Origin of the sequence: Pseudomonas sp. PI1 (assembly GCF_000812405.1) — a bacterium.
Classification (GTDB): Bacteria; Pseudomonadota; Gammaproteobacteria; order Pseudomonadales; family Pseudomonadaceae; genus Pseudomonas; species Pseudomonas citronellolis.
The window spans coordinates 21,598-34,104 of the sequence record NZ_JWMC01000011.1 but is presented as its reverse complement, the minus strand read 5'-3'; the positions used below and the strand labels follow the sequence as shown (position 1 = coordinate 34,104).

8 protein-coding genes are annotated in these 12,507 nt (G+C 70.0%); 4 read left to right on the top strand and 4 right to left on the bottom strand.

Annotated features, from left to right (window positions below; translation table 11 throughout):
- Positions 1-289 precede the first annotated feature (289 nt).
- Complete coding sequence (locus RN02_RS04220) at positions 290-1,342, bottom strand: Gfo/Idh/MocA family protein (RefSeq protein ID WP_043313218.1); 1,053 nt, start codon at positions 1,340-1,342, stop codon at positions 290-292.
- Positions 1,343-1,541: 199 nt separating this feature from the next.
- Positions 1,542-2,318: an IclR family transcriptional regulator gene (locus tag RN02_RS04215; protein WP_043313216.1), complete on the bottom strand. Its 777-nt coding sequence runs from the start codon at positions 2,316-2,318 to the stop codon at positions 1,542-1,544.
- A gap of 382 nt (positions 2,319-2,700) precedes the next feature.
- Here RN02_RS04215 and RN02_RS04210 point away from each other — a divergent pair, with 382 nt between their 5' ends.
- Positions 2,701-3,957: an OprD family porin gene (locus RN02_RS04210; RefSeq protein ID WP_043313215.1), complete on the top strand. Its 1,257-nt coding sequence runs from the start codon at positions 2,701-2,703 to the stop codon at positions 3,955-3,957.
- 655 nt (positions 3,958-4,612) lie between these two features.
- Here RN02_RS04210 and RN02_RS04205 read toward each other — a convergent pair.
- Both RN02_RS04205 and RN02_RS04200 read right to left on the bottom strand, forming a co-directional pair.
- Positions 4,613-5,281 carry a response regulator gene (locus RN02_RS04205; RefSeq protein WP_043271894.1) on the bottom strand — a complete coding sequence of 223 codons (669 nt, stop codon included), beginning with the start codon at positions 5,279-5,281 and terminating at the stop codon, positions 4,613-4,615.
- Entirely contained in the window at positions 5,278-6,672 is a 1,395-nt protein-coding gene (locus RN02_RS04200; RefSeq protein WP_043313214.1) for an ATP-binding protein, read from the bottom strand. Before RN02_RS04200 ends, RN02_RS04205 begins: the two co-directional genes overlap by 4 nt.
- Positions 6,673-6,823: 151 nt before the next feature.
- Here RN02_RS04200 and RN02_RS04195 point away from each other — a divergent pair, with 151 nt between their 5' ends.
- Genes RN02_RS04195 through RN02_RS04185 form a run of 3 tightly spaced genes read left to right on the top strand, consistent with a single transcriptional unit; the run spans position 6,824 to position 12,507 of the window.
- Complete coding sequence (locus RN02_RS04195) at positions 6,824-7,999, top strand: efflux RND transporter periplasmic adaptor subunit (RefSeq protein WP_043313213.1); 1,176 nt, start codon at positions 6,824-6,826, stop codon at positions 7,997-7,999.
- A gap of 9 nt (positions 8,000-8,008) precedes the next feature.
- Positions 8,009-11,128, top strand: coding sequence for an efflux RND transporter permease subunit (locus RN02_RS04190; RefSeq protein ID WP_043313211.1), 3,120 nt, complete (start codon positions 8,009-8,011; stop codon positions 11,126-11,128).
- Positions 11,128-12,507: an efflux transporter outer membrane subunit gene (locus RN02_RS04185; RefSeq protein WP_043313210.1), complete on the top strand. Its 1,380-nt coding sequence runs from the start codon at positions 11,128-11,130 to the stop codon at positions 12,505-12,507. The genes RN02_RS04190 and RN02_RS04185 overlap by 1 nt, the downstream gene beginning before the upstream one ends.

Sequence of the window (12,507 nt, the reverse complement as noted above, 5' to 3'; positions counted from 1 at the left end):
CCCCCTGGGCGCGAATCGCGTGGCTTGCAGGCCGCGCCAAGGCGCTTTTCCTTTTCGTAGGAGCGAGCTTGCTCGCGAACGGTGTTCACCGGCGGCCCAGGTGTCAGGTTCAAGAGCGCCCTCTCCCCAACCCTCTCCCGCAAGCGGGAGAGGGGGCTGTCCGGCATGGACGGGAAGCTCGGCGTCAACTTGTAGGATGGGTTGAGCTTGCGATACCCATGCGGTCGTGGTGATGGGTATCGCTCCGCTCCACCCATCCTACGGTGGCCCCTCTCCCGTACGGGTTCATTCACCCAACCCGCGCCGGCGCACACGCCCGGCCGCTGGCGGCGGCCTCGCGGATGGCCTCGATCAGCGCCAGGGTGCGGCCGCCGTCCACGGCGTCGGTCAGCGGCTGCTCCTCGCCATGCACCACACGCACGAAATGCTCCAATTGCCGGCGCAGCGCCTCGCCCGGGGTGAAAGGTTCGCTGCTGCGCAGCAACGGCTGGTGCCAGCCGGCGCCCGGCTGCGCGTAGTGCCAGCGCTGCAACTGCGGGATGCTCAACGCGCCCTCGGTGCCGGCCAGCAGATAGCAGGGCTGGTCGACCTGGCGTGGGTAGATGGGGCTCTCGCCAGAATCCAGCTCCCAGCTCCAGGGCGCGGCCACGCCGTCGGAACCGGTCAGGCTGCCGAGGGCGCCGTTCTCGAACTGCAGGAGAATGGCCGCGCTGTCCTCGTTGACCAGGCCGCGCACCGCGTTGCCGGTGAAGGCCTGCACCTGCGCCACCTCGCCGCACAGGTAGCGCAGCAGGTCGAGGTCGTGGATCAGGTTGGTGAGCAGGAAGCCGGCGCCCGGCTCGCGGCGCCAGGGCACTTCGAAATAGCTGTCGGGCTTCTGCAGCTGCCACAGCGCGGTGACGTTGACCAGACGGCCCAGGGCGCCCGCGGCCAGGATTTCCCGCGCCTTGCCGATCAGCGGGTTGTGCCGGCGGTGATGGCCGACCAGCACCGGCACGCCGCTGCCCCGGCTCACCTCCACCAGTTCGCGCACTTCATCCAGGTGCACGCCCACCGGCTTCTCCAGCAGCACCGGCACGCCGGCGGCCAGGCAGTCCAGGGCGGTGGCCACGTGCAGGTTGTTGGGGTTGGCGATGATCGCCGCCTGCGGTTGCGCCTCTTCCAGCATGCGCCGGTGGTCGGCGTAGTACGGCACCCCGCATTCGGCGGCGAACCCGGCCGCGCCAGGGCCCGGGTCGGCCACCGCGCAGAGTTGCAGGGCGGGCACCTGGAGCAAGTGCTGGTGATGCTGGCGGCCCATGATGCCGGCGCCGATCAGGGCGATGCGCAAGGGAGCGGTCACGCGGGATTCCTCTTCTGCTTGTTGTGCTGGAGCCTCGCTGCACGGGGCTCCATGGAATGGCATGAATAAATTTAGAACTCGGTTCCATTTTTACTCAAGCGCAATGCGACAAGCAGCGGGCGATTATCGACCGCCGTTACATCCGGGCAGGCGCAAGCGGCCCTCCTCCGCGGGAGGGAGGCCAGCAAGCAAGGGGGAATCAGGCGAAGAGGTCGGAAGCCTGGCTGGCGGCGGACAGCTCGGCGCTGGCGGCCAGCAGCAGCGGCGCCAGTTCGTGCAGGCGCGCTTCCGGCAGGCGCGCGCTGGGCCCGGCGATGCTCAGCACGCCGATCGCCCGGCGATCCACCGGGCTGTGCACCACGGCGGCCAGGGCCGAGGTGCCGAGCGCCGAGGTTTCTTCGACCCAGGCGTAGCCACGCTCGCGGGCACGGCGCAGGTAGCCGAGCAGTTCGTCCTCGCTGCGCGGCGCGCGCGGGCCGAAGTTGGCGGGGTCGCCCACGCCCTGCCGGCGCACCAGCTCCAGGGCCTGGGCATCGTCCAGGCTGGCCAGCCAGGCGTGCCCGGAGGCGGTGTAGAACAGCGGCGCGTCGCGGCCCATGTCCGGGTCGTAGCGCAGCCCCGAGCGGGCGCCCTGGGACTTGGCGATCCAGGTCTGGCGGCTGCCGTCGATCACCCCCAGGCGCACCAGCTCGCCGCTGTCCTGGGCCAGGCGGTCGAGGATCGGCTGGACGATGTCGGCGCCGCTGCAGGACAGGTAGCGGAAGCCCAGCGCCACCAGCTTGGTGGACAGCTGGTAGCGGGCGTTCTCCGGGTTCTGCCGCACGTAGCCCAGGCGGATCAGTTCGGCGAGCATGCGGTGGGTGGCGCTCTTGGGTATCTCCAGGCGCTCGGCGAGGGTCTGCATCGGCAGGCCGCGGGGCTCGCTGGTGAGGCTTTCGAGAAGGCTGAAGGCACGTTCGATCTGGCTACCGGCCATGGGCGTCGTCCACTACGAGGATCGGCGGATTCTAATGAGATCGACCGGGCCGGGGAACCGCTGGGCTGGATCGGATGCTCTCCTTAAATGTTCGAACCGGTTAATTAATGTTCGCTATTCGCACAAGAAGCGTTTTCGCCGATTGTCCACTGCCTGCCGCCCTTCCACTATCGAGCCGTACCGAAACACCCGGCAGCGCCTGCTGCCCTCGGACGCGAATACCCTCGAACAATTACAAGAAGGTCCAGAGCAATGCCACACAGCACACGCCCCTCTCTCGATCCGCGAACGCCAGGCCGCCCAGCCGCCTAGCGCCGCGTTTCCCGGCGCCCCGCCGCGCCGCACAAGCCTCTCCCACAACAATGACTCCAGAGAGATCGTCATGGGCTACCCCTGCATCCGCCGTTTTCCCCGCTACCTGCCCGCCGCCCTGGCCCTGGCCGGTGCCACCCTGCCCGCCTTCGCCGACGGCTTCCTCGAAGACGCCAAGTCGAGCCTGACGCTGCGCAACTTCTACATGAACCGCAACTACCTGGGCGACACCGCCCAGGGCAAGGCCGAGGAGTGGACGCAGAACTTCATCCTCGACTTCAAGTCCGGCTTCACCCAGGGCACCGTCGGCCTGGGCCTGGACGTGCTCGGCCTGTACAGCGTCAAGCTCGATGGCGGCCGCGGCACCGCCGGCACCCAGCTGCTGCCGGTTCACGACGATGGCCGCCCGGCCGATGATTTCGGCCGCCTGGCGGTGGCCGGCAAGGCGCGCATTTCCAAGACCGAGCTGAAGGTCGGCGAATGGGCGCCGGCACTGCCGATCCTGCGCTCCGACGACGGCCGTTCGCTGACGCAGACCTTCCAGGGCGCGCAGGTGACCTCGAAGGAACTCGCCGGGCTGACTCTCTACGGCGGCCAGTTCCGCCAGAACAGCCCGCGCAACGACGCCAGCATGGAGGACATGAGCCTGTTCAACCGCACGGCGTTCAAGTCCGATCGCTTCAACTTCGTCGGCGGCGAATACCGCTTCAACGGCGAGCGCACCCTGGTCGGCCTGTGGAACGCCGAGCTGAAGGACATCTACCAGCAGCAGTACCTGCAGGTGCAGCACTTCCAGCCCGTGGGCGACTGGGTGCTGGGCGCCAACCTCGGCTACTTCCGGGGCAAGGAAGACGGCAGCGCCCGCGCCGGCGACCTGGACAACCGCACCGCCTCCGGGCTGTTCTCCGCCAAGTACGGCGCCGGCACCTTCTACCTGGGCCTGCAGAAGGTCATGGGCGATGACGAGTGGTTCCGCGTCAACGGCGCCAGCGGCGGCACCCTGGCCAACGACAGCTACAACTCCAGCTACGAGAACGCCAAGGAGCGCTCCTGGCAGCTGCGCTACGACTACGACTTCGCCGGCCTCGGCCTCCCCGGCCTGACCCTGATGAACCGCTACATCCACGGCAGCAACGTGCACAACGCCAGCACCGACGACGGCACCGAGTGGGGCCGCGAGAGCGAGCTGGCCTACACCGTGCAGTCCGGGCCGTTGAAGACGCTGAACCTGAAGTGGCGCAACTCGACCATGCGCCGAGATTGGGGGCGGACCAACAGCTTCGACGAGAACCGGTTGATCGTGAGTTATCCGCTGGATCTGTTGTAACGCCCGAACCGGGCGCTTTTCGTAGGATCGAGGGGGACGCCTGGTTCCTGCTCGCGAATGAGCCCCGCAGCGGAGTCTGTTCGCGAGCAAGCTCGCTCCTACAATGCGCCCACCTGTAGGAGCGGGCCCTGCCCGCGATTCGCGCGCAGGGCGCGCTCCTACAGGGGCATGGTTGTGCGCCGGAAACCGCGGTTATCGCGGACGGAATCCGCTCCTACGCTGGACCCACTTTCGAACCCACGTTCAAGTAGGAGCAACTGTCTTGCCGACTCCGTCAGGGTGCTTTTCGTAGGATGGGTTGAGCCTTGGCGAAACCCATGCGGTGGCGGCGATGGGTATCGCTTCGCTCAACCCATCCTACGGGGCTGCCTTGCCTGCCACGCCGTGGGGCTCTTCGTAGGAGCGGGCCCTGCCCGCGATTCGCGCGCAGGGCGCGCTCCTACATTTATTGGCGCGCCATGGCTGATGCAGCGTAGGAATCGCGGATGGAATCCGCTCCTACGGGGGCGTCCTGGAGCCTTGCGTGACCGGGGTCTCGAACAGGCGCTCCATGGTCGAATCCGCGGCGCGCCGGGGATCAAGGTCAAACGGCGGATAACCGCGAACGGTTATCCGCCCTACGGTTGAGTTCGACCGTAGCGGGCCGGGCCTCGCCCTACCCGGCCTCAAGGCTGTAGCCCACGCCGTATACCGAGCGGATGGGATCGTGCCCCGGGGCCACCGCCGCCAGTTTGCGTCGCAGGTTCTTCACGTGGCTGTCGACAGTGCGGTCGGCGACCACGCGGTGGTCCTGGTAGATGTGGTTCATCAACTGGTCGCGGGACAGCACCTGGCCGGGGCGTGCGGCCAGGGCGGCGAGCATGCGGAACTCCACCGGGGTGAGGTCCAGCGCCACGCCCAGGTAGCGCGCCTGGAAGGCCTGCGGGTCCAGTTCCAGGCCCAGGCTCGGCGCCTGGGCGCCGCTGCGGCGCAGCACGGCCTTGACCCGCGCCACCAGTTCGCGGGGGGAGAAGGGTTTGCAGATGTAGTCGTCGGCGCCCAGCTCCAGGCCCAGCAGGCGGTCGATCTCCTCGACCCGCGCGGTCATCATGATCAGCGGCATGCGGCTGAAGCCGCGCAGCTCGCGGCAGATGTCCAGGCCGTCGCGGCCGGGCAGCATCAGGTCGAGCAGCAGCAGGTCGTAGGTCTTGCCGCGCAGCGCCGGGATCACCGCGTTGCCGTCGGCGAGGTGTTCCACCTGGTAGCCGGCGACGCGCAGGTAGTCGCCCACCAGCGCGGCCAGCTTGGGTTCGTCTTCCACCAGCAGGATGTCGCCCTGGCTCATGGCGCGTCTCCGGCCTGCGGCAGTTCCAGCGTCATCAGCAACCCTCCCATGCTCGATGCCCGGGCGCTCAGGCGCCCGCCGTGCACCTCGGCGATGCCGCGGCAGATCGCCAGGCCCAGGCCGGTGCCGCCGCTGGCGCGGTTGCGCGAGCGCTCGGCGCGGTAGAAGCGCTCGAACAGGCGCTCCAGCGCCGCCGCATCCACGCCCGGTGCGGAATCCTCGCACTGTACCAGCACCCGTTCGCCCTCGCGCAGCGCGCGCAGCACGGTGCGGCCGCCGGGGTCGGTGTAGCGCCGGCTGTTCTCCAGCAGGTTGTGCAGCAGTTGGCCCAGGCGCGACTCGTCGCCCAGCACCCACAGCGGCTCGTCGGGCAGCTCCACGTCCAGGGCCAGGCCGCGTTCGGCGAAGCCGGCGCGGAAGGCGTCGGCCACCACCGGCAGCAGCACTCGCAGGTCGATGCGCTCGCGGCGGTAGGTGGGCCCGCCGACCTCGGCCAGGGACAGGTCGAAGAGGTCGTCCACCAGCTTGGCCAGGGCCCCCACCTCGGCCTGCAGCGAGCGCAGGGCGGCGCCGTCCAGGGGGCGGATGCCGTCCTCCATGGCTTCCAGCTCGGCGCGCATCACCGCCAGCGGGGTGCGCAGTTCGTGGGAGATATCGGCCATGAAGTCGCGGCGCAGGCGTTCGTTGCTGGCCAGGGTGGCGGCCATGCGGTTGAAGTCGGCGGCCAGCTGGCCGGCCTCGTCGGCCGAGCGCACCGGCAGCTGGATGGCATAGTCGCCGGCGGCCAGGCGATGGGTGGCCCCGGCCACCTGGCGGATCGGCCGCAGCAGGCTGCGGGTGAGCCACCAGGCGATCACCGCCGTGGCCAGCAGGCAGGCCAGGCCGATGAGCAGGCTGGAACGCAGCTGGTTGAGCTGGAAGCGCCGGTCGCCGACGCTGGTCACCGACTGCAGCGGCGCCAGGGCCATCCAGCCGACCACCTGGCCCTGGTGGCGGATCGGCCGCAGGACCATCTCCCGCGGCGGCGCCTTGTAGCCGATGATCAGGCGCTGCGCCTCGTCCAGCAGGGCAAAGCGGACGAAGGCGCCGGTGAGGTCGGAGACGGTCAGCAGGCTGGGGTCGAAGTCGCGGTCCTGGGTCGCCGCGTCGGGGCGCAGCATGTCGAACCACTGTTCGTGGTCGCGGCGGATGAAGTCCCAGCTGCCGTGGGCGGCGAAGGCCCGCTCGGCGCGCGGGACGATGAGTTCCATGCGCTCCTCGGCCTGCTGGTTGAGGTAGCCGAGGAAGCCGTACCTCAGGCTCAGGTAGGCGGCGAAGACCATGCCCAGCACGGCGAAGGCGCAGACCGCCAGCATGGCCAGGAAGAATTTGCTGGAGAGGCTGATTTTCATGGCACCGCCGGGCTCTGTCGGGATGCCGCCATTGAAGCGCGGCCCCCGCGGCCCTTCAAGGCGCGACGGGCAATCTCCCAGGTTTCTGCACAATGCCTGCACATTCGCCGAGCACCCTTGACGCTGAATCCAACCTGGATCGGAGTCCCGGATGTCCCCCCTCGCCCCCCCGCTTTCCTCGCTGGCCCGCGCCCTGTTGCTGGGCGCCGGCCTGCTCGCCCTGGGCGGCTGCCTCGACGACGAGGCGGCCGCGCCGCAAGCCGACCTGCAGGAGGTCGGCATCTACCAGGTGCGCAGCGCGCCCCAGGCGCTCAGCCTCACCCTCCCCGGCCGCGCCAGCGCGCACCTGGTGGCGGAGATCCGCCCGCAGGTCGGTGGCATCATCCAGCGGCGGCTGTTCGAGGAAGGCCAGACGGTGAAGGCCGGTCAGGCGCTGTACCAGATCGACGCGCAGCCCTACGAGGCCGCCCTGGCCCAGGCCGAGGCCAGCGTCACCTCCGCCCGTGCCACCCTGAAGGCGGCCGAGCTCAAGGCCCGGCGCGACGCCCAGCTGGTGAAGATCGACGCCATCAGCGCGGAGGACAACGAGAGCGCCCAGGCCGCGCTGCTGGAGGCCCGCGCCAACCTGCAGTCGGCCCAGGCGGCGTTGAAGACGGCGCGCATCAACCTGGGCTACACGCGGATCGACGCGCCGATCTCCGGGCGCACGGCCACCTCCTCGGTCACCGCCGGCGCGCTGGTCACCGCCGAGCAGACCACCGCCCTGACCACGGTGCAGCAGCTGGACCCGATCTACGTCGACTTCACCCAGCCCAGCACCACCCTGCTGCGCCTCAAGCGCGAGCTGGCCGAGGGCAAGCTCGCCCCCGCCGAGGCGCAGGACGCCACGCGCATCAGCCTGCAGCTGGAGGACGGCAGCACCTACGCCCACGACGGCACCCTGACCTTCAACGGCGTGAGCGTCGACGAGAGCACCGGCAGCGTGACCCTGCGCGCCCTGGTGCCCAACCCCGAGGGCCTGCTGCTGCCGGGCATGTACCTGAAGGCGACGCTGGCCGAGGGCGTGCAGCCGGACGCCATCCTGGTGCCGCAGCAGGGCGTGGCCCGCGACGAGCGCGGCCAGGCCACCGCCCTGGTGGTGGTTGACGGCAAGGTCGAGCAGCGCCAGCTGAGCCTGGCCCGCGCGGTGGGCAACCACTGGTGGGTCGACAAGGGCCTGGCGGACGGCGACCAGTTGATCGTCCAGGGCGCGCAGAAGGTCCGCGTCGGCCAGCAGGTCAAGACCCTGGACGCGCAGCTGACCGCGCAGAACGACGCGCGCGACTGAGGACCCGCCATGGCACGCTTCTTCATCGACCGGCCCATCTTCGCCTGGGTGCTCGCCATCCTGGTGATGCTCGGCGGCACCCTGGCCATCTTCCAGCTGCCGCTGGCCCAGTACCCCAGCATCGCGCCGCCGCAGATCCGCCTCAGCGCCACCTACACCGGCGCCTCGGCCAAGACCATGGAAGACTCGGTGACCCAGGTCATCGAGCAGCAGATGACCGGCCTGGACGGCCTCACCTACATGTCCTCCAGCAGCAGCTCGGCGGGCAGCGCCAGCATCACCCTGACCTTCGACGCCGGCACCGACATCAACACCGCGCAGATGCAGGTGCAGACCAAGCTGGAGCAGGCCAAGGCGCGGCTGCCCGACGAGGTGCAGCAGCAGGGCATCGAGATCCGCAATTCCTCCAGCGACTTCCTGATCATCCTCTCGCTGGTCTCGGACAACCCCGAGGTCGGCGCCACCGACATCAGCGACTTCATCGCCAGCACCCTGTACGACCAGGTCAGCCGCGTCAGCGGCGTCGGCGAGGTGACCACCCTGGGCTCCAGCTACGCCATGCGCATCTGGCTGGACCCGGACAAGCTCAAGCAGTACTCGCTGATGCCCTCGGACATCAGCAGCGCCCTGCAGGCGCAGAACGTCGACACCTCCGCCGGCCAGCTCGGCGCCCTGCCGGCGCGCCCGGGGCAGCAGCTCAACGCCAGCATCAATGCGCGCAGCAAGCTCAAGACCGCGGCGCAGTTCCGCGAGGTGGTGCTCAAGTACGCCAGCAACGGCGCCGTGGTCACCCTCGGCGACGTGGCGCGGGTGGAGCTGGGCAGCGAGAGCTACGACGTGGTCGCCGAGCACGGCGGGCGCCCCTCCGGCGGCCTGGCCATCAGCCTGGCCACCGGCGCCAACGCCCTGGACGTGGCCGAGGCGGTGCAGGCCAAGGTGGCCGAGCTGCAGCAGTTCTTCCCCAGCCGGCTGCAGCTGCGCGCCGAGGTGGCCTACAACACCGCGCCCTTCGTGAAGATTTCCATCGAGGAGGTGGTCAAGACGCTGTTCGAGGCCATCGCCCTGGTGGTGCTGATCATGTACCTGTTCCTGCAGAACCTGCGCGCCACGCTGATCCCGGCGATCGCCGTGCCGGTGGTGCTGCTGGGCACCTTCGGCGTGCTGGCGCTGATGGGCTACTCGATCAACACCCTGACCATGTTCGCCATGGTCCTGGCCATCGGCCTGCTGGTGGACGACGCCATCGTGGTGGTGGAGAACGTCGAGCGGATCATCGCCGAGCGCGGCCTGTCGCCACGGGAGGCCACGCGCGAGTCGGTGGGCGAGATCAGCGGCGCGCTGGTGGGCATCGCCGTGGTGCTCTCGGCGGTGTTCGTGCCCATGGCCTTCTTCGGCGGCTCCACCGGGGTGATCTACCGGCAGTTCTCGGTGACCATGGTCGCCGCCATGACGCTGTCGGTGCTGGTGGCCATGACCCTCACCCCGGCGCTGTGCGCCACCCTGCTCAAGCCCGGCCACGGCCAGCCGCGGCACGGCTTCTTCGGCTGGTTCAACCACAACTTCGAGGCCGGCTCGCGGCGCTACCAGCGCGGCGTCGGCAACCTGCTGGCGCGGCCCGTGCGCGCGCTGGCGGTCTACGCGCTGGTGCTGGCCGGCGTCGGGCTGATGTTCCACAAGCTGCCCACCGCGTTCCTCCCCGAGGAGGACCAGGGCATGCTGATGATGCAGATGACCCTGCCGGTGGGCGGCACCGACGAGCGCCTGCAGGCGGTCACCCGCCAGGTGACGGACTACCTGCTGCAGCAGCCGGAGGTGGACACGGTGCTCACCGTGCGCGGCCTGGGCAACGGCGGCAACGCGCAGAACAGTGGCCGCGGCTTCATCAAGCTCAAGGACTGGAGCCAGCGCCAGGGCGAGGCGCACAGCGCCGCGGCAGTGGCGCGGCGGGCCAACCGGGCGCTGGCCGGGATCATCGATGCCGACGTATTCGTCATCGCCCCGCCGGCCATCCAGGGCCTGGGCGAAAGCGCCGGCTTCGACGTCGAGCTGCAGGACCTCGCCGGCCTCGGCCACGCCGAGCTGCTGGCGGCGCGCAACCGCTTCATCGAACTGGCCCGCCAGGACCCGCGCCTGGCCAACGTGCGCGCCCAGGGCCTGGAAGACACCCCGCAGCTGGACCTGCACATCGACGACCGCAAGGCCGGCGCGCTGGGTGTGGCCGCCAGCGACATCAACGACACCCTGAGCGTGGCCCTGGGCGGCAGCTACGTGAACGACTTCCTCGACGCCGGGCGGGTGAAGAAGGTCTACCTGCAGGGCGACGCCGACAAGCGCATGCAGGCCGAGGACATCGGCGACTGGTACGTGCGCAACGACCAGGACGCCATGGTGCCGCTGGCCACCTTCGTCAGCACCGGCTGGAGCACCGCCTCGCCGCTGCTGGAGCGCTACAACGGCTTCGGCGCCTACGAGATCGTCGGCGAGCCGGCCGCCGGCGTCAGCTCCGGCGACGCCATGGCCGCGGTGCAGGCGATCATGGCGCAGCTGCCCGAGGGCATCGGCTACGCCTGGACCGGGCAGTCCTACCAGGAACGCCTGGCCGGCAACCAGGCGCCGCTGCTCTACGCCATTTCCATCCTCTTCGTGTTCCTTTGCCTGGCGGCGCTCTACGAGAGCTGGTCGGTGCCCTTCGCGGTGATGCTGGTGGTGCCCCTGGGCATCCTCGGCGCCCTGGCCCTGACCGGCCTGCGCGGGCTGTCCAACGACGTCTACTTCCAGGTCGGCCTGCTGACCACCGTGGGGCTGGCGGCGAAGAACGCCATCCTCATCGTCGAGTTCGCCAAGGAAGGCTACGACCGCGGCCAGGACCTGCTCGCCGCGACCCTGGAAGCGGTGCGCATCCGCCTGCGCCCGGTGCTGATGACCTCGCTGGCCTTCATGCTCGGCGTGCTGCCCCTGGCGCTGAGCCAGGGCGCCGGCGCCGGCGGGCGCCAGGCGATCGGCACCGGCGTGCTCGGCGGCATGCTCGCGGCGACCCTGCTGGGCCTGTTCTTCATTCCCCTGTTCTACGTGCTGGTGCAGCGCCTGGTCGCGCGCCGTGCCCCGGCCACCGTCGAAGGAGACGCCTGATGCGCACCTCCCCTCTCCCTCTGCTGCTGGCTTTGCTGCTGGGCGGCTGCGTCAACCTGGAGCCGGACTACCAGCGCCCCGCCGCGCCGGTGGCGGCGCAATGGCCCGGCGCCGCGCCGGCCGGCGCCAGCCAGGCCGACGTCGACTGGCGCGAGTTCTTCGTCGACGCCCGCCTGCGCGACACCGTGGCCCGCGCCCTGGCCAACAACCGCGACCTGCGGGTGGCGGCGCTGAACGTCGAGTACCAGCGCGCGCAGTACCGCATCCAGCGCGCCGAGCTGTTCCCGGCGGTCTCGGCCAGCGCCGAGGGCACCCGCCAGCGCGCCCTCTCCGACGGCACCACGGCGGTCAGCAGCCAGTACAGCGTCGGCCTGGGCGTAAGCAGCTACGAGCTGGACCTGTTCGGCCGCCTGCGCAACCTCAAGGACGCCGCCCTGGAGGACTACCTGGCCCTGGAGCAGACCCGCCGCAGCACGCAGATCAGCCTGGTGGCCGAGGTGGCCAGCGCCTGGATGACCCTGGCCGCCGACCAGCAGTTGCTCAAGCTGGCCCGCGATACCCACGCCAGCCAGCAGAAGACCTACGAGCTGGTGCAGCGCAGCCACGGCCTGGGCGGCGAGTCCGGGCTGAGCCTGGCGCAGGCGCGCAGCACGGTGGAATCGGCGCGCGCCGAGGCGGCCAGCTACGCCAGCCAGGTCGAGCAGGACCGCAACGCCCTGGAACTGCTGGTGGGCGAACGCCTGGACGCCAGCCTGCTGCCGGGCGACACCGGCCTGGACGCCGCGCTGCTGGTGACGGTGCCGGCGGGCCTGCCGTCGAGCCTGCTGCAACGCCGCCCCGACGTGCTCGCCGCCGAGCACACGCTCAAGGCGGCCAACGCCGACATAGGCGCGGCGCGCGCGGCCTTCTTCCCCAGCGTGAGCCTGACCGCCAGCGGCGGCAGCGCCAGCGGCGAGCTGTCCGGGCTGTTCAAGTCCGGCAGCCGCGCCTGGAGCTTCGCCCCCTCGATCAACCTGCCGATCTTCGACGCCGGCAGCAACCAGGCCGGCCTGGACGCCGCGAAGATCACCCGCGACATCGACGTGGCCAACTACGAGAAGGCCCTGCAGACCGCCTTCAGCGAAGTGGCCGACGCCCTTTCCGTGCGCAGCCACATCAACGAGCGCCTGGACGCCCAGCGCGAACTGACGGCGGCCACCGACAAGAGCTACGACCTGTCGCTGGCGCTGTACAAGCAGGGTTCGGACAGCTTCCTGGAAGTGCTGGACGCGCAGCGCTCGCTGTACTCCGCGCAGCAGACGCTGATCAGCCTGGAGCTGGCCGAGCAGGTCAACCGCGTCACCCTGTACAAGGTCCTGGGCGGCGGTTGGCAAGGCTAA